We start from the raw sequence: 19801 nt of genomic DNA on the forward strand, positions 1-19801 counted from the left end.
CGTGAACGCGGCAGGGAACACCGAGCGAAAGGCTCTGACGTGAGCATTGACGACTACCTGGCCGGCCTGGCCGGCCCACTGCGCGAGATCGGCGAGAAGCTGACGCCGATCATCGCGGCGGCCCTGCCCGGGGCGACCGGCGCGATGTGGCACGGGCACCCGGTCTGGGGCCTGGGCGACCGGCCCGGCCAGCGCCCGGTCTGCCTGGTCAAGGCGTACGGGTCGTACGTCACCTTCGGGCTGTGGCGGGGGCAGGAGATCGTCGACCCGTCGGGGCGGCTGATCCCCGGTGCGCGGGCGATGGCGGCGGTGAAGCTGCGCGACGTCGCCGACGTCGACCCAGCCCTGTTCAGCGACTGGCTGCGCGCGGCGGCCCACCTGGAGGAGGCGTGAGCGCGGTGCGGGTAACCGGTTTCGACCACCTGGTGCTGACCGTCGCCGACGTGGAACGGTCAGTGGACTTCTACTGCGGCCGGCTCGGGCTGGCACCGGTACGGGTCGACGAGTGGCGCGCGGGCACCGCCCCGTTCCCGTCGGTGCGGATCAGCCCCGACAGCATCATCGACCTCGTCCGAGGTGAGCCGCAGGGCGCGAACGTGGACCACTTCTGCCTGGTGGTGGCACCACTGGACTGGAAACAGGTGATCGAGTCGGGGGTCTTCACGGTGCTGACCGGCCCGGTCAGCCGGTTCGGTGCCCGCGGTTCGGCGACCTCGATCTACGTGCGGGACCCGGACGGCAACTCGGTGGAGCTGCGCTGGTACCCGCAGGACGCCGGGTCGGATTCGGAGACGGAAGTCAGGCCTCGGTGACCGCCCGGTAGGCGTCCTCGATGCGGGCGGCCAACAGCACCTCGCCCTCGGTCAGCGGCTCGCCGCTGCCGTGCCCGACCCGGATCTGGGTGCTGTCGGCCCGGCGGCTGATCTCGGGTCGCAGATGCAGCGCATCCGCGACGACCTTGACCCGTTCAGTTAGTGCGGCGTGTTGGGTATCGTCGATCACGAGCGTCCGTCGGATCTGCTCGCCCTCGCGCGTCCAACCAGATAGCAAGGTCAACGCGTCGGAAAGGTAGTCGTGCTTGGCCCTGCTGTTGAACAGCACGCGCATCACCGCACCCCCCAAGCGCCGTTGCCGGCTTGTGGCCAAATCGTCGCCATCCCGTGTCTTGTCGGTGTCTCCTAGTCTCTCGCTGCTCGGAGGGGGGTGTCCACGCCCACACTTCCGTGTCTTGTTGGCCTAGCGGACGGCTACGGTACCCAAACCGCCGATTGATCTGGCACCCTGGACGCCCGTGCGGACCGAACGGGCGAATGATGGCGGGCAGGCCGAACGACGGGACCTGAAGGTGATCGTCGGTGCAGCGATCATCCGGGATGGGCGGGTGCTCGCCTGTGCGCGTTCCGCCCCACCCGAGGTAGCGGGCATGTGGGAGTTTCCGGGCGGAAAGGTCGAGCCGGGGGAGGCTGAGACCGACGCGTTGATCCGGGAGTGCGCCGAGGAGTTGGCCGTACGCGTCGAGATCGGCGCCCGGGTCGGCCGCAACGTACGGATGGCGCACGGCCGCTCGGTGCTCAAGGTGTACGCGGCCCGCCTGCTCGGCGGCGACCAGCCCCAGGCGCTGGAGCACGAGGCGCTCCGCTGGCTCACCGCCGACGAACTGGACTCGGTCACCTGGCTCCCCGCCGACGCCCCCATCGTGGCCGCCCTCCGCCCCCTCCTAACCCCAACCCCGTAACCCCATCTCCGGGGCCCGACCTCAGGGCCCCCTACGCCCGGATGATCAAGAGGTTTTGGTCACGATCACGCCTTCAGATGACCGAAAGCTCTTGATCGCCGGGGTGATGGGGTGGGGTGGGGTGGGCGCTGGGGGTGCGGGAAGTGGGACGGGGGCCGTGGCAACTGCCACGACCCCCGTTGTTGTTCAGGTGGTTAGTGCTTGTTGTCCTGCTCCGGGTGAGCGAAGTTGAGGTGCTCCGGAGGCAGCGGGAAGGTCACGTCGTCGCCGAACGGCGACGGCGCGGCGGCCCGGTCGAAGGTGAGCTCGGTCAGCGGCAGCTTGCCCCGGTCGTCGACCGCCGGCGCGGTCGGGTGGGGCACCTCCCGGTGCCAGTTGACGCCGCTCTGCGCCTGCGCCTCAGCCCGCGAGTCGTGGGAGCCACCCGCGTGCGAGTGCAACCCACCCCGGGCGGAGCCCGGCGTCGCCGAGCCCTGACGGGCGGTGGTCACGCTGGTCTGGGGCGTCTCGCCCCGACGGAAGATCTTGCTACCAAGCCACACAAGGGGATCGTACCTGCGGTCGACGACCCGTTCCTTCATGGGGATGATCCCGTTGTCGGTGATCTTGATGTGCTCGGGGCAGACCTCGGTGCAGCACTTGGTGATGTTGCAGAATCCGAGGCCCTGTTCGGCCTGCGCGTACTCCTTGCGGTCGGTCCGGGCGTCCAGCGGGTGCATGTCCAGCTCGGCCGCCCGGATGAAGTACCGCGGGCCGGAGAACGCCTGCTTGTTCTCCTCGTGATCGCGGATCACGTGGCAGACGGTCTGGCACAGGAAGCACTCGATGCACTTGCGGAACTCCTGCGAGCGCTCCACGTCGACCTGCTGCATCCGGTAGTCACCCGGGGCCACGTCCGCCGGAGGGGCGAACGCCGGGGTCTCCCGTGCCTTCTCGTAGTTGAACGAGACGTCGGTGACCAGGTCCCGGATGACCGGGAAGGTACGCAGCGGGGTGACCGTGACGGTCTCGTCGTCGCCGAAGGTCGACATCCGCGTCATGCAACCCAGCCGCGGCTTGCCGTTGATCTCCATGGAGCAGGAGCCGCACTTGCCGGCCTTGCAGTTCCACCGGCAGGCCAGATCGGGCGCGTCGGTGGCCTGCAGGCGGTGGATGACGTCGAGGACGACCTCGCCCTCGTTCACCTCCACCATGTAGTCCTGGAGGTCACCGCCACTCTCGTCGCCCCGCCAGATCCGGAACTGACGCTTCCCGCTCATCGGTTGTCCGCCTCTCCAGCGTCGGCAACGAGGGCGTCGAAGTCGGCGAGCTCCTCGTCGGTGAGGTACTTGGCCAGCTCGGCCCGGTCGAAGAGGCCGATCAGCTCCGGCCGCATCTTCGGCAGCGGCTTGCGGGTCAGCTGCACGGTGTCGCCGTCCAGCGCGCAGACCAGGTTGACCTGCCGCCACTTTGGCTCCATCGCCGGGTAGTCCTCCCGGGTGTGCCCGCCGCGCGACTCCTGCCGCTCCAGCGCCGCCTTCGCGGTGCACTCCGAGACCACCAGCATGTTGCGCAGATCCAGGGCCAGGTGCCAGCCCGGGTTGTAGCGTCGGCCGCCGGCCGCGCTCACCTTGGCCACCCGCTCACGCAGCTCGGCGAGCCGGACCAACGCGTCGGCCAGCTCACCCTCCCTGCGGATGATGCCCACCAGGTCACCCATGACCGCCTGGAGGTCCTGCTGAAGGGTGTACGGGTTCTCGCCGGTGTCCCGTTGCAGCGGCGCGAGGGCGGTCTCCACGGCCGCCTCGACCTCGTGCACGGCCACCTTCGGCCGGGCGGTCAGCCCGTCGGCGTAGCTGGCCGCGTGCCCGCCCGCCCGCTTGCCGAAGACCAGCAGGTCGGACAGGGAGTTACCACCGAGTCGGTTGGAGCCGTGCATGCCACCGGAGACCTCACCGGCGGCGAACAGCCCGCGTACGTGGCCGAAGGCGGCACCCGAATCCGGGTCAACCTCGACACCGCCCATCACGTAGTGACAGGTCGGGCCGACCTCCATCGGCTCGGCCGTGATGTCGACGTCGGCCAACTCCTTGAACTGGTGGTACATCGACGGCAGTCGACGGCGGATCTCGTCGGCCGAACGTCGGCTTGCGATGTCCAGGAAGACACCTCCGGCGGGGGAGCCCCGGCCGGCCTTAACCTCGCTGTTGATGGCGCGGGCCACCTCGTCGCGGGGCAGCAGCTCCGGTGGACGCCGGTTGTTGTCCGGGTCGGTGTACCAGCGGTCCGCCTCCTCCTCGGTCTCCGCGTACTGCTTGCGGAAGACGTCGGGGACGTAGTCGAACATGAACCGCTTGCCTTCGGAGTTCTTCAGGACGCCACCGTCACCACGCACCGACTCGGTGACCAGGATGCCCTTCACCGAGGGCGGCCAGACCATGCCGGTCGGGTGGAACTGGAGGAACTCCATGTTGATCAGCGTCGCCCCGGCCCGCAGCGCCAGCGCGTGCCCGTCCCCGGTGTACTCCCAGGAGTTCGAGGTGACCTTGTAGGAGCGCCCGACGCCGCCGGTGGCCAGCACGACCGCCGGCGCCTCGAAGAGGATGAACTCGCCCGACTCGCGGTAGTAGCCGAACGCGCCGGCCACCCGGTCGCCGTCGAGCAGCAGCTCGGTGATGGTCGTCTCGGAAAACACCCTGATCCGGGCGTCGTACGAGCCGAACTCCCGCTGGTCCTCCTGCTGGAGCGAGACGATCTTCTGCTGGAGGGTGCGGATCAGCTCCAGGCCGGTCCGGTCGCCCACGTGCGCCAGGCGCGGGTACTCGTGGCCACCGAAGTTGCGCTGCGAGATCTTGCCGTCCTTGGTGCGGTCGAAGAGCGCACCGTACGTCTCCAGCTCCCAGATCCGCTGCGGCGACTCCTTCGCGTGCAGCTCGGCCATCCGGAAGTTGTTGAGGAACTTGCCGCCACGCATGGTGTCGCGGAAGTGCACCTGCCAGTTGTCCCGGCTGTTCACATTGCCCATCGCGGCGGCCGCGCCGCCCTCGGCCATCACCGTGTGCGCCTTGCCGAACAGCGACTTGGAGATGATCGCGGTCTTCTTGCCGGCCAGCCGGGCCTCGATCGCCGCGCGCAGACCGGCGCCGCCGGCCCCGATGACGACGACGTCGTAGTGGTGTCGTTCGATGCGAGTGGTTGTGGTCATGTCAGGGGCCCTTTAGTTGATGAACCGCAGGTCGGAGAACCAGCCGGCCGCGAGCGCCATGATGTAGAAGTCGGCCAGCGCCAGGGTGCCGAGGGTGATCCAGGCGAGCTGCATGTGCCGGACGTTCAACGCCGAGACGAAGGTCCAGGCCTTGTACCGCACCGGGTGCTTGGAGAAGTGCTTGAGCCGGCCGCCGATGATGTGTCGGCAGGAGTGGCAGGAGATCGTGTACGCCCAGAGCATCACCACGTTGAGCAGCAGGATGATGTTGCCCAGCCCGAAGCCGAAGCCCTTCGGCGAGTGGAAGGCGAGGATCGCGTCCCAGGTGTTGATCAGCGAGATGATCGCGGCGGCGTAGAAGAAGTAGCGGTGCAGGTTCTGCCCGAGCAGCGGGAAACGGGTCTCACCGCCGTACTCCTTGTGACCGTCCGGGACCGCGCAGGCCGGTGGCGACAGCCAGAACGACCGGTAGTAGGCCTTGCGGTAGTAGTAGCAGGTGAGCCGGAACAGCAGCAGGAACGGCAGGGTCAGCGCGGCGTCCGGGATGATCCACCAGCCGGGCAGGAACCGGCCGAAGTGCGAGGCTTCCTCGACACACCGGTCGGTCACGCACGGGGAGTAGAACGGGGTCAGGTAGTGGAACTGGTCCACCCAGTACCACTTGTGCATGAAGACCCGGACGGTCGCGTACGCGACCCAGGCGCTGAGCCCGATCACGGTGATCAGCGGGGCGAACCACCATCGGTCGGTACGCAACGTCTTCGCCGCGATGGCGGCGCGCGCCCGCGCCCCCCTCGGCCTCGTTGCCGTTGAAGTCATTCGAGTCGTCTCCTCGACGGGCCCGTACGGGCGGGCTGGTCTCTCTCCGGTCGGCACGCGGACCGGCGAACCCGCACCCGCTGCCACGTCATGCGCACACCAACGACCACGCCGGATCGACCGACGCAGCTAAGTGACACACGTTACGCCGATCTCTGCGAGCCGTCCGCGCAAGGGAGTGTCCCGTGTGTCTGGCCTGCGGAAAAGCCCTCGACACGCCGGTTTGGCGCCTGCGGTCGAGAACGTCAGCCGGAGGCGCCTCCGGTGAAGTGCCAGGACGCCAGCCGCAGTGAGGGCGCCGCCCACCAGGCACCGTCCACCCGCTCCGGTTGGCGCACCGCCCGCGCCCCCAGCCCCAGCACCGCCCCCGGCCCGAGCGCCCGCGGGTACGACTCGGTGAACCGCAGGTCACGGACCGCCCGGACGACAGTGCCGTCCTCGATCAGCCAGACGCCGTTGCGGGTCAACCCGGTGACGACGAGGCTCTTCGGGTCGAGCACCCGCGTGTACCAGAGGTCGGTGACCAGCAGCCCTCGGCGTACGCCGGCCACCAACGCGGCGGTGTCCGCGTCGACGACAGCCCCGGCCGCCGCGCCGGTGGTGCTCCGGCCCACCGCACTCGCCGGACCCGCCACCGCGCCGGTCAGCCGCAGGTTACGGGGCATCGGGCCCCAGGTGGCACCCCCCGCGACCGCGTGCCCGGTGGACTCCGCGCCCGCCTCGGCGGCGGTTCGGCGATCGTGCGCCACCGCCCGGGTGGTGCCCGCCTCGACCAGTGTCAGCGCCCGTCGGCCGGTGCCCTCCGCGTCGAACGGCAACCCGGACCCGCCCAGCGGGTCGTCCACCAGGGTCACCGCCCGGTCGAACTGGGCCGCGCCCGGCTCGGCGAACGACTGCCGCTCGGCGTAGCGCTTGCCGTTGAAGCCGTAGAAGGACAGGTTCTGCAGGAGGTCCGCCACGGCGGCCGGCTCGAACACCACCTCGTAGTGCCCCGGCGGCAGCTCGACCGGGTCGGCCGCCGCCTGCGCCTTCGCGGCCGCCTGCGCGCCCAACTCGGCGCCGTCGACGTCGGACAGCCGGTCGGTGCTGCGCCGGGCCACCCCGTCCGCGCCATCACGGCGGGCGATGCCGTCCATCGCAGCCTCCACCGAGCGGCCGTACGCCGAGTGCCCGGCCGAGTTGGCGAACGCCGACGAGCGGTGCGCGGTGCGGCAGTAACCGGCGGTGCTGAGGCCCCCGGCGGCGGCCACGAACGCCCCCACCCGATCGGCCCGCTGATCCGGCTCGGCGTGCGCGGTGGCCTCGTCGACGGGCGGGGCGTCCGGCATGGGCATGGGCGGGGTCAGCCCCGGCCAACCCGGGTCGGGCGGGCAGAGCCGGGCCGCAGTCAGGGTGCGCTCCACCAGGGCGGACAACCCGTCGGCGGTGACCACGCTGCCGCCACCGGCAGCCGTCCGACCGTCGACGTGCACCCGCAGCCGGACCCCGACAGTGGACTCGGAGACGTTCTGGTGGATGCCCGAGTTGGCGAACCGGGTCAGCGCCAGGTCCGCCCGCGTCACCACCGCCTCGGCCTGCGCGGCCGGCCCGCCAAGACGCCGAACCAGCTCCACGACCTGCCCGGCCAGCTCCAACTCCGTCTGCCCGCTCATGCCGAGCCACCTTTCGTTCGCGACTGCGGGGCTCGCAAACCCGGCTCACTCCTCGCGCTCACGCCGAGCCGCCTTTCGTTCGCGACTGCGGGGCTCGCAAACCCGGCTCACTCCTCGCGCTCACGCCGAGACCCCCACCCGGACGTTGCGGAACCGGGCCGGCGCGGCCGGGTGGCCGGTGTGCCCGACCTGGCCGGGTTGGCCCTTGCCGCAGTTGGGCGTGCCCCAGGAGACCGTCTCGCTGGAGAGCATGTCCATCGAGCGCCAGAACAGCGGACCGATCCCGGTGTACGTGGGGTTGCGCAGCATCCGCCCCCGCCGCCCCTTCTTGATCTCCCAGCCGACCTCGCAGCCGAACTGGAAGTTGAGCCGCTTGTCGTCGATCGACCAGGACCGGTTGAGGTCCATCAACACGCCGTCGTCGGTAGCCGCGATGATCTCCTCCAGCGTGTGTGGGCCGGGTTCCAGGCCGACGTTGGTCATCCGCACCATCGGCAGCCGGGCCCACCCGTCGGCCCGTACGCTGCCGCCGTAGTCCAGGTTTGCCATCGCGGCGGAATCCCGGCCGGCGAGCACACCCACCCAGCGACCGTCGCGGACCGCGTCCCGCTTGACCGCCGGGGAGCCCTCGTCGTCGAAACCGAAGCTGCCCAGAGCACCCGGGATGGTCGGGTCGATGGTGATGTTCATCAGCTCCGAGCCGTAACGCAGCGAGCCGAGCTGGGCCAGGTCCAGCCAGGACGTGCCGGCGAACGCCGCCTCCCAGCCGAGGATCCGGTCCAGTTCGATGGCGTGCCCGACCGACTCGTGGATCTGCAGGGCCAACTGCTCGCCGCCGAGGATCAGATCGGTCTCGCCGGCCGGGCAGGGCGGCGCGGTGAGCAGCGCCCGGGACTCCTCGGCGATCTGCGCGGCGTGCGCGGCCAGATCCAGCGACTCGACCAGCTCCCACCCGGTGGTGCCGTACTGGCCGCGGTAGCTCGGCCAGGACCGGCGCTGCGTCTCGCCGTCACCGATCGAGGTGGCCGAGATGCCGCCACCGCACTCGCGGATGCGCTGGTCGATCCGGTGGCCCTCGCTGGAGACGAACCACTTCGCGGTGTCCCAGATCTGGTACAGGCCCTCGGCCAGGTCCGCGCCGTGCTCGGCCATCGTGCGGGTCGCGTCGACCAGCAGATCGCCCTTGTCCGACAGGGGCACCCCGAGCGGATCGATCTGGCAGCCGGAGGCCCAGCTCGCGGTGACCGCCTGGACCGGCACCAGGTCGACCGGAGGGCCCGGCACCCGCGCGCTCGCCATGGCGGTCCGCGTCGCGCGCCGGCCGGCGTCGCGGGCGGCGGCATCGGACAGATCGGGTACGGCGTGGAAGCCCCAACTCGCCCCGACCAACGCTCGGACCCCGAGCCCGATGCTCTCGTCCTGCGTCAGCTCCTCCACGTCACCGTTGCGCGCCGTCATCGACTCGTAGCGGCGGTGCATCACCCGGGCGTCGGCGTACCGCGCGCCCGCGTCGAGGGCGGCCTGGACGGCGGCGGCGGCCGCGTCGAACTCGGTCATGGACCGACCCTAGGCCAGCCGACCGACACCCGTCAGGCCAGCAGATCCTCCGGCCGAATGGTGGCTCGCACCGGCTCCGCCAACTCCAACACCTCGCCGGCCTTGGCCGTCGACCGCTCCACGTAGTGGGAGGGTCCGACTCGGTCCATGGCACCGCGTGGCCAGGAATGCCGGCGGGAGTCACCTGCCGAGTGCAGCTCACGCCGGATCGACGAGGTCGCAGCCGACGTGCGAGCACAAGATCGCGCAACATCCTGGTTGTAGTGGTATCGGCGCGTCGGCGATGCCACTAGATCCTGGTTCGAGCGCGACCTTGGTGGCGGTGGGCGCACCAGACCCCGCTCCTGCTCTCGGGGGCGGTGTCTGTCGTCAAGATCCGCGCAGTATCAGGGATGTTGCTGTCTCTGGCGCGTCGGAGGCAGCAACTTCAGGGAAGGTGCGGAGATCTTGGCGCGGGACGCGGGACGCGGGACGCGGGGCGCCTGGCGCGGGGCGCCTGGCGCCTGGCGCGGGGCGCGGTGCGTGAGGCGCGGGGGCGCGGGCGTGAGGCGCGACATGAATGGGCGTGGATGGCGAGGTGAGGGGGGTGCGGGGCCGATGCCGACTCGTTACGCTCGGGCCCGCTGACACGTGCCGACTTTGTAGCTTATTTTCACCCTCGGGACTTTCCTGTAAGTTCCCTTCGTCACTGAGGGAGGTGGCCGTGGACAGCTCGGAACCCTCGCCGTCCGGCGAACCGGACGACCGCCCCGTCGTGCCGGCACAGCGCTCCGACCAGGACGCCTACCTGCGGGTGCGTGATCTTCGGGTCCGGTTCGACACCGAGGACGGCGTGGTGCGCGCGGTCGACGGGGTGTCGTTCGCCGTCGAGCGGGGCCGCACCCTCGGCATCGTTGGTGAGTCCGGCTCCGGCAAGAGCGTCACCTCGTTGGCCATTCTCGGCCTGCACGACCCGAAGCGGACCACCATCACCGGGGAGATCTCCGTGGGTGGCCGGCAGGTGGTCGGCCTCGCCGACGAGGAGGTACGCCGGCTGCGCGGCCGGGACATGGCGATGATCTTCCAGGATCCGCTGTCGGCGCTGCACCCGTACTACACGGTGGGCCGGCAGATCGCCGAGGCGTACCGGGTGCACCACCCGAAGGCCAACCGGCGCGAGGCCCGCCAGCGGGCGGTCGACATGTTGGACCGGGTCGGCATCCCGCAGCCGGCGCGCCGCTTCGACCAGTACCCGCACGAGTTCTCCGGCGGCATGCGCCAACGGGCGATGATCGCGATGTCCCTGGTCAACGACCCGGCGCTGCTGATCGCCGACGAGCCGACCACCGCGCTGGACGTCACCGTCCAGGCGCAGATCCTGGACCTGCTCGCCGACCTCCAGGCCGAGTTCCACTCCGCGATCATCCTGATCACCCACGATCTCGGCGTGGTCGGCCAGGTCGCCGACGACGTGCTGGTCATGTACGGCGGGCGGGCCGTCGAGCGGGGCAGCGTCGAGCAGGTGCTCCGGGCGCCGCAGCATCCGTACACCTGGGGTCTGCTCTCCAGCGTGCCGTCGCTGCACGGCGACGCGGACGCGGACCTGGTGCCCATCCCTGGCAACCCGCCCAGCCTGATCAACCTGCCGCCGGGCTGCGCGTTCCACCCCCGCTGCCGGTACGCGGACCGCGCCGGCAGCCGCTCCCGCACCGAGGTGCCCGAGCTGCGCCCGGCGGGGGAGGGCGATTCGGCCGGCCATCTGGTCGCCTGTCACCTGAGCGCCGAGGAGCGCGCCACGTTCTACGCCGAGGACATCGCATCCGTGGGGGTGGCCCGATGACCGATGAACCACTGCTGCGGGTACGCGGCCTGAGCAAGCACTTCCCGGTACGCCAGGGGCTGCGTGCCACCGGTCTGGTGCGGGCGGTGGACGGGCTCGACTTCGACGTGCGCCCCGGCGAGACGCTCGGCCTGGTGGGGGAGTCGGGCTGCGGCAAGACCACCACCGGTCGGATGCTGGTGCGGCTGCTGGAACCGACGAGCGGCAGCATCGAGTTCGACGGGCGGGACATCACGCACGCCGGCCGCCGGGAGTTGCGCCCGCTGCGCCAGGAACTCCAGATCATCTTCCAGGACCCGTACGCCTCGCTGAACCCCCGGCACACAGTGGGCCGGATCGTGGCGATGCCGCTACAGGTCAACGGGATCAAGCCGCCGGGTGGGATCAAGGCCCGGGTGCAGGAGTTGCTGGAGCTGGTCGGGCTGAACCCGGAGCACTACAACCGGTACCCGCACGAGTTCTCCGGTGGTCAGCGCCAGCGCATCGGTATCGCCCGCGCGTTGGCCCTGCGGCCGAAGCTGATCGTCGCGGACGAGCCGGTGAGCGCGCTGGACGTCTCGATCCAGGCGCAGGTCGTCAACCTGCTGCGCGACCTGCAACGCGAGCTTGGCCTGGCCTTCGTGTTCATCGCGCACGACCTGGCCGTGGTCCGGCACTTCTGCCAGCGGGTCGCTGTCATGTACCTGGGGCGGATCGTGGAGATCGGCGACCGGGCGGACATCTACGAGCGCCCGCAGCACCCGTACACGCGGGCGTTGCTCTCGGCGATCCCGGACGTCACCCAGCTCGGTCCGGCGGGTCGGATCCGGCTGACCGGTGACGTGCCCACCCCGTTGGACCCGCCGTCGGGCTGCCGGTTCCGTACCCGCTGCTGGAAGGCGCAGGACGTCTGTGCCACCGAGGAGCCCGCGCTGGTGCCGCGCGACGGCGGCAACCAGGCCACCGCGTGCCACTTCCCGGAACCAGCCGGCGCCGGCCTGGTGGCGGAGGCCGCCGCGATCGGCGTCGAGCCGGAGGGCCGCGGGGTCGAAGCGAACGTCGAGGAGGTGCCGTCGTGAGCCTGTCCCCGGTGGAGGGTGTCGCGCTGGCCGAGATCGAGTCCGGTGGCGACGAGGGCGGAGCCGCGACCAAGGGCGTCGTCGGTCGCTCGCCCGGTCAGCTCGCCTGGCTGCGGCTGCGCCGCGACCGTACGGCCGTGGTCAGCGGCGTACTCCTGGTCTTTTTCCTGCTGTTGGGGTTGGCCGCCCCGCTGATCGAGATGGTCTACGGGATCGGCCCGCGGGAGCAGTTCCAGAACATGCTGGACGGCTTCGGCATGCCGCTGGGGTACGCCGGCGGGGTCAGCGGCGAGCACTGGTTCGGTCTGGAGCCGGGGCTGGGCCGGGACATCTTCATCCGGCTGATCTACGGGCTGCGGACCTCGCTGTTCATCGCGTTCGCAGCGGCCCTGATCACCGCGACGATCGGGATCGTGCTGGGCGCGCTCGCCGGCTACCTCGGCGGCTGGCTCGACGCGGTGATCAACTGGATCACCGACCTGACCCTGGCTATGCCCTTCCTGATCATCGCGTTGGCGCTCACTCCCACCATCACGCTGCGCTTCTACGGCGAGCGGGGGCAGGTGTCGTCCGCCTTCGGGGTGGGCGTGCTGATCGCCGTCTTCGCCATCTTCGGCTGGACCAGCACGGCCCGGCTGGTCCGCGGGCAGGTGATCGCGCTGCGCGAGCGGGAGTTCGTGGAGGCGGCCCGGGCCAGCGGGGCCGGGCTGGGGCACATGCTCTTCCGGCAGTTGCTGCCGAACATCTGGGCGCCGATCCTGGTGTCGTTCTCCCTGGCGGTGCCGCAGTTCATCACCAGCGAGGCGGCGCTGTCGTTCATCGGCGTCGGTCTCAGCGACGAGACGCCGAGCTTCGGCCGAATGATCTACCGCAGTCTGGACTTCCTCCAGACCGACCCGGCGTACGTGTTCTTCCCGGGCATCACGATCTTCGCGCTGGTGTTCGCCTTCAACCTCTTCGGCGACGCGTTGCGGGACGCGCTCGACCCGAAGTCGTCCCGGTAGGGGTCAAAATCATGGCGCGATTTCTGCTCAAGCGACTCTTCTCCGCCACGCTGACCCTCTTCGCGGTGAGCGTGTTGACCTTCCTGATGTTCTTCGCCCTGCCGCGTGACCCGGTCAGCAGCATCTGCTCGAAGAACTGCAACCCGGAGCGGCTGGAGCGGGTCCGCGACGACCTGGGCCTGAACGACCCGCTGATCAGCCAGTACGCCGGTTACATGAAGGGCATCGTGACCGGTCGGGACCTGGGCAGCGCCCAGGGCGGCCGGTGCGACGCACCCTGCCTGGGCTGGTCGTACGTCACCAACGAGGCCGTCTCGGACACCATCGCCCGGGTGCTGCCGGTGACGCTGAGCATCGTGATCCCTGCGGCCATCCTCTGGTTGCTGCTCGGCGTGGGGCTCGGCATGGTGTCCGCGCTGCGTCGGGGCACCTGGCTGGATCGGCTGGCGATCGGATTCTCGCTGACCGGCGCGTCGTTGCAGCTGTACTTCGTGGGCGCGGTGCTGCTGCTGGTGTTCGTCTACAACCTGCGGCTGTTGCCGGTGCCGAGCTACACCTCAATCTTCGACAACCCGGCGAAGTGGGCCAGCGGATTGGTGCTGGCCTGGGTGGCGCTGGCCTTCCTCTTCTCGGCCATCTACGCCAGGTTGTCGCGGGCGCAGATGTTGGAGACGCTGTCGGAGGACTTCGTCCGGACCGCGCGGGCCAAGGGCCTGGCCAAACCCAAGGTGTACGGGCGACACGCGCTGCGCGCGGCGATCACCCCGGTGGTGACCATCGCGGGGCTGGACGTGGGCGGGGCGCTGGGCGGGACGGTGATCACCGAGACGACGTTCGGCATCCAGGGGTTGGGGCGTACGGCGGTGGACGCGGTGCGCTCGGGCGATCTGCCCACCATCATGGCCACCGTGCTGATCGCCGCGGTCTTCGTGGTGTTGGCGAACGTACTGGTGGACCTGCTCTACGCGGCCATCGACCCCCGGGTGCGGCTGCGCTGACCTGTCGATGTCCAGCCTGTGACCGGCGGCTGGGCCGGTGGCGAAATTTATCGACAACTGTTACACAACTCGTAGGTTTTCTTCCTTACGATCCTCGGGACGTCGGCGGTTCTCGCCCCGACGAAACCGCACGGCACATGGTGAAGGGGGTACTTCATGAGACCACGCGTGGCGGTTGCCGCAGGCGGCGCGATCGCTCTGGTTGTGGCATTGGGTGCGTGCTCGAAGAACACGGGCGAGGGCACCACTGTCGACACCGAACGGCAGCAGACCGGGGTCATCGCTACCGACCCCAAGGACTCGCAGGGGCCGGCGGCCGAGGTGAGCGGCGCCGCGAAGGGCGGCACCTTCACCATCATCCGGGAGTCGCCGATCTCCCACCTCGACCCGCAGCGGACGTACTCGTTCGCCGGTCTGATGGCCAACCCGCTCTTCGCCCGCTACCTGACCACCTGGAAGGACGACGGCAAGGGCGGCCTGGTCCTGGTGGGCGACCTGGCCGAGACGCCGGGCAAGAACGTCAACAACGACTGCAAGGTCTGGGAATTCACCGTCAAGGACGGGGTGAAGTTCGAGGACGGCCGGCCGATCACCTCCAAGGAGATCGCGTACGGCATCGCTCGCTCCTTCGACCCGGACCTGTCCGGCGGCCCGACCTACATCCAGGAGTGGCTGGCCGACACCGCGCAGTTCGACACCAAGTGGGACTTCAAGAAGAACAAGACGTCGCTGCCGCCCGGCCTGAGCACGCCGGACGCCAAGACGCTGCGCTTCGAGTTCGCCAAGCCCCGCTGTGACCTGCCGTTCGCGGTCTCGCTGCCGACCACCGCGCCGCTGCCGGCCGACAAGGACACCGGCGTCGACCTGGACAAGCAGCCGTTCTCGTCCGGCCCCTACAAGGTTGCCAAGAACCAGGTCGGCGTGCAGATCACCCTGGACCGCAACACCAACTGGGACCCGAAGACCGACCCGGTACGGCACCAGTACCCGGACCAGTTCGTCTGGAGCTTCGGCCCGACCGCTGACGCCGCCAACAACCGGGTGATCGCCGACAACGGCGCCGACCAGAGCGCGCTCGCCTTCAACACAGTGCCCGCCTCGCTGGTCGCCAAGGTGGCCGGGGACGCCACGCTCAAGTCGCGCAGCATCCTCTCGCCGACGCCGAGTGCCAACCAGCTCGTCATCAACAACCAGCGGGTCACCGACCTCAAGGTCCGCCAGGCGTTGAACTACGCCATCGACCGCGAGGGCTTCATCAAGGCAATGGGCGGGCAGACCGTCGCCGCGCCGCTGACCACGCTGATGCCGCCGGCCACCATCGGCTACAAGGCGTACGACGCGTACCCGGCGGGGGCCAACGGCAACGTCGACAAGGCCAAGGAGCTGCTCGGCGGGAAGACGCCGGAGCTGGTCCTCGGCGTCGCCGACAACTCCACCGAGCAGCAGCAGGGCGCGCAGCTCAAGGCCAACCTGGAGCGGGCCGGTTTCAAGATCACGCTGCGGAACATCTCCGACGACGCGAAGCTCGACGAGATCAAGAAGAAGAACAACCCGTGGGACCTGTACATCGGTAACTGGGCGGCGGACTGGCCGAGCGGGGCGTCGATCCTGCCGGTGCTCTACGACGGCCGCACCATCAAGGCCGAGGGCAACAGCAACCAGGCCTACTTCAACGACCCGGCGATCAACACCGAGATGGACCGCATCTCGGCGCTGTCCGCGGCCGAGCAGGGCCCGGAGTGGGCCAAGCTCGACGAGCGGATCATGAAGGAGCACGCGCCGGTGGTGCCGCTCTTCGTCGACGTGGCCTACAACGTGCACGGGTCCAAGGCGGGCGGGATCTTCATCTCCAGTGTCTTCGGCTACCCGTCGTTCGTGAACGCGCACGTCAAGCCGTAAGTCGCACCGCAGACCAGCAGGGTCCCCTTCCGACAACGCCGTCGGGAGGGGACCCTGCTGTTTATGGATTGGTATCCGCCCATCGAGCCGTACGAGTCCGGGATGCTCAGCGTCGGCCACGGTAATGAGCTCTACTGGGAACTGTGCGGGAACCCCGGAGGCAAACCCGCGGTGTTCCTGCACGGCGGTCCCGGCGGTGGCCTGCTCCCCGACAATCGGCGGTACTTCGACCCGTCCGGCTACCGGATCGTGCTGTTCGACCAGCGAAACTGCGGTCGCAGCCGGCCCTTCGCGGGCGACCCGAAGACGTCACTGGAACACAACACCACCCCGCACCTGGTGGCGGACATCGAGCGGTTACGCGAGCACCTGGGAATCGAGCGTTGGCTCGTCTTCGGCGGCAGTTGGGGCAGCACCCTCGGCCTGGCCTACGCGCAGGCCCATCCCGAGCGGGTCACCGAACTCGTGCTCCGTGGCGTGTGGCTGGTTCGCAAATCAGACGAGGCGTGGGCGTTCACCCCGGCGGGCGCAGCACACCTGTTCCCCGCCGAGTGGGCGGCGTTCTGTGCTGCGATCCCCGTGACCGAACAGGACGACCTCGTCGGCGCGTATGGCCGCCGCATCTCCGACCCCGACCCCGCGGTCCACGACCCGGCGGCCCGCGCCTGGATGGGCTGGGAGCTCTCGGCCAACACCCTGCTGCCGATGACGCTGCCCGGGATCGACGACACCAGCCTGCTGGCGTTCGCCCGCATCACACACCACTACATCAGCAACGGCGGCTTCCTCCCGCCGGAAGGTCTCCTGGCGGGCGTCGACCGCATTCGACACATCCCGACGGTCATCGTGAACGGCCGCTACGACATCAAGACGCCGCCCAGCCAAGCCTGGGACCTGCATCGGGCCTGGCCCGAGGCGAAGTTCCACATCGTGGAGGACGCGGGCCACAGCGGCTCCGAACCTGGCACCCGCAGTCTGCTCATCGAAGCCACCACCCAGTTCCTCAAGGGCCGGCGGTGACCGTCCGTCACCTCCATCCGGGCAGATTCGGTGTGGAGCGGTATACCTCAGAGTCATATTCATACCTCTGAGGTATACCGCTCAACAGCACATCGACATGGGCGCCAGCCAAGGCGCACGCCGGAGGGTGTGCTCCCGGTGGGGCTCATCGCGCACCCCGTCGAGTTCCACCACGTTGTCCATGCGTTCCAGCCTCGGCGATGGCGGCGGCACGGACATACGTGCCGGGTCGCGGATCGGCAATCAGGAGGCCGGCACGGCGGACGCGCGCAGTGCGTCGGCCAGCCACTCGTACGGGAACCGCTCCGGCGGCGCGTCGTTCACTGTGGTGACCAACTCCATGTACCTGTCGAACGGACCCTCCTGCTCCGGCGGCGTGCGGTCCCATTCCGCGCCCTTGCGCATCTGGTCGGCGGCCTGGATCCGGAACTCGGGCGTGTCCGGTATCCCGGGGCTGTCCGGCGTCGCGAAGATGCCGGTCAGCCACCCGATCCACTGGTCGGCGATCTCCCGGCCTCTGGGCGAGTCGGGCGGCACCTGCTCGCGCGCCGCGTCCATCACCGGCTGGCCGATCGTGGCGCCCTCCTCCAGGGCGTCCAGCATCGGCGAGGAGGTCATCAGCGGCCCGGCCCCGGTGGTGCACGCCTCGTGCAAGTCACGGCGTACGGCCTGCCGGACCTCGCTGTCCCGGACCAGCTCGGCCAGCTCGATCCACGCCTCCAACTGGGTTGCGGTGGGATGTTCGGGCAGCTCCGGTCGGGCCGCCCGCCACCACTCGACCATCCGCTCCGGCGGCTCCCAGCCGGCGGAGACCTCGGTCCAGAACTCGTCGATCAGCCGGTCGCGTTCCTCGTCCGACATGCCGACCAGTTTGTGCATCAGCGTGACCTGCTCGGCCGTGGAGTCCTGCCGCAGGATGGCCGACAGCACCGCCGGCCGGGGTGCTGGCGGCCGGCGTGACAACACCGGCGTCCGCGTAGTACCGGACGGCACTGACGCTCAGGCCTGTCCGCCGGGCGACATCCCCGATGGCGTACAGCTCTTTTCTGTCCACGACGCCCACTATGCGATCTCGAGCGGCTTGAGATACAAGCCCCTCATCGAGCTTCCGCGGCGGCGGATCAGGGGACGATCACCACGCCGCCGCGCACCCCGCCTCGGGCCAGCCGCTCGTGGGCGGCCGACGCGGCGGCGAAGGGGTACACGTCAGCGACCCGGAGCGGGATGTCGCCGCTGGTGACGAGTTCGACCAGTTCGCCCAGCCGGGTTCCGTCCGGTAGCACCTCCAGCGCGACGGTCCGGATTCCCCGCACCGGCTCCGGGCGAAGCGGGGGTGACGCGGCCACGTAACCGCCGCCGTCCCGAACGAGGTCCAGCAGCGAGGAGCCGATCACCGCCAGGTCGATGACCGCGTCGAACGTTCCCGTCGGATCGTCGTCGCGCGACAGGAACGCCGCGCCCATTGACTCGACGAACGCGCGGTCGTCGGCCCCGGCCAGTCCGGTGGCGTGCAGACCGGCCGCCCGGGCCAGCGCCAGAACGAACCCACCGACCTGCCCAGCGGCGCCGGTGACGAGCACTGTCGAACCCGCCGGGAGCGCGAGCAGGTCGAGTGCCTGGGCGGCGGCGAGGCCATTGGTCGGCAGTGTCGCCGCCTCGGTGGCGGAGACGCCGGCGGGCGCGGAGGTCAGCCAGGCGGCATCGAGGACCACGTACTCGGCGTGGGCGCCGACAGTGGTTTGCAGCCACGGCGAGAAGCCGATGACCTCGTCGCCGATCGTGAACTCGTCGACCGACGGTCCGACCGCGTCGACGCTGCCGGCAACGTCCCAACCGGGCGTGTAGGGCAGACCGGTCGGCAACGGAGCCGGGAACCGACCGGAGCGGACCATCAGATCGACCGGATGGACAACCGACGCCGCGACCCGCACCCGGACCTGCCCCGGCCCCGGCTCGGGCACCGGCACCTCGGCCACGTGCAGGACCTCCGGCCCTCCGAACTCTGCGTAGCTGACTGCGCGCATCGCCGTCTCCTTCGTGGGATTTCGTGATCACCACGACCGTACGAATCTTCGGCACTATGAGAAAGTAGGTACCTTAAAGTGCCTAGGGCACCAAGGAGGAAAGAATGGCGACGTCGACCGCAGCGCAACGCCGCGAACAGGCAAAACGCGACTACGACGCGTTCCTGGAACAGTGCCCGACGCGTGAGCTGCTGAGCAGGCTCACCGACAAGTGGGTCGCCCTGGTGATCCCGGCGCTGGTCAACGGCCCGCAGCGGCACGGCGAGCTCGCCCAGCGCATCGCGGGCGTCAGCCAGAAGATGCTCACCCAGACCCTGCGCACCCTGGAGCGCGACGGTCTCGTCACCCGCACCGTCACCGCCTCGGTACCGGTCCGCGTGGACTACGAGCTCACCCCGCTCGGCCATGAACTGTTCCCGGTCATGATCGCGATCAAGAGCTGGGCCGAGACGCACATGGACCGCGTCTTCGAAGCCCGGACCCGGTACGACACACGCCCCTGAATACCGGCGGCGCCGATCACGTCGAGTCCGCCGCAACGAATCCGTTCATGGGCTGTGAGCATGTGCCGGGGATGTTGTCTCGCCCGGTGTTGAGCCCGCCGAGGGCTCGTCGGATTGTCGCTGGCGGCGGCTAGGGTCCGCGTCGTGGACGACACCTCGACGACCCGGCAGACCGCCCGCGCCTACGTTGATCTTCTGGAGCGCCGCGACTGGTCCGGGTTGGCCGCCCTGCTCACCGATGATGTGGTCTACGAGATGCCGCAGACTCGGGAGCGCATTCGCGGCACTGACGCGTTCCTGCGGTTCAACACCGAGTACCCCGGCGACTGGCACCTCCGGCCGCTACGGGTGATCGCCGATGGCCGCCTCGCTGCCCTGCTGCTCGACGTCCGCGTCGGTGACGAGCAGCAGGACGCGTGCGTCTGGCTGGAGATGTCCGAGCATGGGCTGATCAGCAAGATCATCGACTACTGGCCCGAGTCGTACGATCCGCCGCAGGGCCGGGGACACCTCGTGGAGCGTTGGTGAT

Annotated in this window: 18 protein-coding genes and 1 pseudogene; 11 read left to right on the forward strand and 8 right to left on the reverse strand. The window is 69.7% G+C overall.

Annotated elements, in window-relative coordinates; translation table 11 throughout:
* The first annotated feature begins 39 nt into the window (after positions 1–39).
* Both GUI43_RS08755 and GUI43_RS08760 read left to right on the forward strand, forming a co-directional pair.
* Positions 40–393, forward strand: coding sequence for a DUF1801 domain-containing protein (locus GUI43_RS08755; RefSeq protein WP_112698524.1), 354 nt, complete (start codon positions 40–42; stop codon positions 391–393).
* Positions 390–812, forward strand: a complete 423-nt coding sequence (locus GUI43_RS08760) for a VOC family protein (protein ID WP_112698525.1) — start codon at positions 390–392, stop codon at positions 810–812. The genes GUI43_RS08755 and GUI43_RS08760 overlap by 4 nt, the downstream gene beginning before the upstream one ends.
* Here GUI43_RS08760 and GUI43_RS08765 read toward each other — a convergent pair.
* Positions 799–1107 carry a 4a-hydroxytetrahydrobiopterin dehydratase gene (locus tag GUI43_RS08765; RefSeq protein WP_112604995.1) on the reverse strand — a complete coding sequence of 103 codons (309 nt, stop codon included), beginning with the start codon at positions 1105–1107 and terminating at the stop codon, positions 799–801. The genes GUI43_RS08760 and GUI43_RS08765 overlap by 14 nt on opposite strands.
* Positions 1108–1291: 184 nt before the next feature.
* On the opposite strand from GUI43_RS08765, the gene GUI43_RS08770 reads away from it, so the two are divergent.
* Complete coding sequence (locus GUI43_RS08770) at positions 1292–1735, forward strand: (deoxy)nucleoside triphosphate pyrophosphohydrolase (protein ID WP_112698526.1); 444 nt, start codon at positions 1292–1294, stop codon at positions 1733–1735.
* Between the two features lie 194 nt (positions 1736–1929).
* On the opposite strand, the gene GUI43_RS08775 is transcribed toward GUI43_RS08770, so the two are convergent.
* From GUI43_RS08775 to GUI43_RS08795, 5 genes are all read right to left on the reverse strand, one after another.
* A complete protein-coding gene (locus GUI43_RS08775) occupies positions 1930–2994 on the reverse strand; it encodes a succinate dehydrogenase/fumarate reductase iron-sulfur subunit (RefSeq protein ID WP_112604992.1) in 1065 nt (354 codons plus the stop codon).
* Positions 2991–4919, reverse strand: a complete 1929-nt coding sequence (locus GUI43_RS08780; RefSeq protein ID WP_112698527.1) for a fumarate reductase/succinate dehydrogenase flavoprotein subunit — start codon at positions 4917–4919, stop codon at positions 2991–2993. The genes GUI43_RS08775 and GUI43_RS08780 overlap by 4 nt, the downstream gene beginning before the upstream one ends.
* A gap of 12 nt (positions 4920–4931) precedes the next feature.
* Complete coding sequence (sdhC, locus tag GUI43_RS08785) at positions 4932–5738, reverse strand: succinate dehydrogenase subunit SdhC (protein WP_112583731.1); 807 nt, start codon at positions 5736–5738, stop codon at positions 4932–4934.
* Positions 5739–5983: 245 nt separating this feature from the next.
* Complete coding sequence (locus GUI43_RS08790) at positions 5984–7390, reverse strand: TldD/PmbA family protein (RefSeq protein ID WP_112583730.1); 1407 nt, start codon at positions 7388–7390, stop codon at positions 5984–5986.
* A gap of 120 nt (positions 7391–7510) precedes the next feature.
* Complete coding sequence (locus GUI43_RS08795; protein ID WP_112583729.1) at positions 7511–8947, reverse strand: TldD/PmbA family protein; 1437 nt, start codon at positions 8945–8947, stop codon at positions 7511–7513.
* Positions 8948–9701: 754 nt separating this feature from the next.
* Between GUI43_RS08795 and GUI43_RS08810 the strand changes: the two genes are divergently transcribed.
* The 6 genes from GUI43_RS08810 (at position 9702) to pip (ending at position 16745) form a co-directional block, all read left to right on the forward strand.
* Positions 9702–10766, forward strand: a complete 1065-nt coding sequence (locus GUI43_RS08810; RefSeq protein WP_167457770.1) for an ABC transporter ATP-binding protein — start codon at positions 9702–9704, stop codon at positions 10764–10766.
* Positions 10763–11824 carry an ABC transporter ATP-binding protein gene (locus GUI43_RS08815; protein ID WP_249037687.1) on the forward strand — a complete coding sequence of 354 codons (1062 nt, stop codon included), beginning with the start codon at positions 10763–10765 and terminating at the stop codon, positions 11822–11824. Before GUI43_RS08810 ends, GUI43_RS08815 begins: the two co-directional genes overlap by 4 nt.
* The gene (locus GUI43_RS08820) at positions 11821–12828 is read left to right on the forward strand and encodes an ABC transporter permease (RefSeq protein WP_112583727.1); all 1008 of its coding nucleotides are present in this window, start codon (positions 11821–11823) and stop codon (positions 12826–12828) included. The genes GUI43_RS08815 and GUI43_RS08820 overlap by 4 nt, the downstream gene beginning before the upstream one ends.
* A gap of 11 nt (positions 12829–12839) precedes the next feature.
* A complete protein-coding gene (locus GUI43_RS08825; protein WP_091406222.1) occupies positions 12840–13826 on the forward strand; it encodes an ABC transporter permease in 987 nt (328 codons plus the stop codon).
* A 156-nt stretch (positions 13827–13982) separates the two neighbouring features.
* Positions 13983–15725, forward strand: a complete 1743-nt coding sequence (locus GUI43_RS08830; protein WP_112698529.1) for an ABC transporter substrate-binding protein — start codon at positions 13983–13985, stop codon at positions 15723–15725.
* A 63-nt stretch (positions 15726–15788) separates the two neighbouring features.
* Positions 15789–16745 carry a prolyl aminopeptidase gene (gene pip, locus GUI43_RS08835; protein ID WP_112698530.1) on the forward strand — a complete coding sequence of 319 codons (957 nt, stop codon included), beginning with the start codon at positions 15789–15791 and terminating at the stop codon, positions 16743–16745.
* Between the two features lie 243 nt (positions 16746–16988).
* On the opposite strand, the pseudogene GUI43_RS08840 reads toward pip, so the two are convergent.
* Positions 16989–17799 (reverse strand): annotated as a pseudogene (locus tag GUI43_RS08840) (MerR family DNA-binding transcriptional regulator).
* A gap of 67 nt (positions 17800–17866) precedes the next feature.
* Positions 17867–18769 carry an NADP-dependent oxidoreductase gene (locus GUI43_RS08845; RefSeq protein ID WP_112698531.1) on the reverse strand — a complete coding sequence of 301 codons (903 nt, stop codon included), beginning with the start codon at positions 18767–18769 and terminating at the stop codon, positions 17867–17869.
* 104 nt (positions 18770–18873) lie between these two features.
* Between GUI43_RS08845 and GUI43_RS08850 the strand changes: the two genes are divergently transcribed.
* Complete coding sequence (locus tag GUI43_RS08850; RefSeq protein WP_112583723.1) at positions 18874–19272, forward strand: winged helix-turn-helix transcriptional regulator; 399 nt, start codon at positions 18874–18876, stop codon at positions 19270–19272.
* Between the two features lie 144 nt (positions 19273–19416).
* Entirely contained in the window at positions 19417–19800 is a 384-nt protein-coding gene (locus GUI43_RS08855; RefSeq protein WP_249037688.1) for a nuclear transport factor 2 family protein, read from the forward strand.
* The last annotated feature ends 1 nt before the right edge of the window (position 19801 follow it).

It is taken from the genome of Micromonospora noduli, assembly GCF_003264365.1.
GTDB lineage: Bacteria > Actinomycetota > Actinomycetes > Mycobacteriales > Micromonosporaceae > Micromonospora > Micromonospora noduli.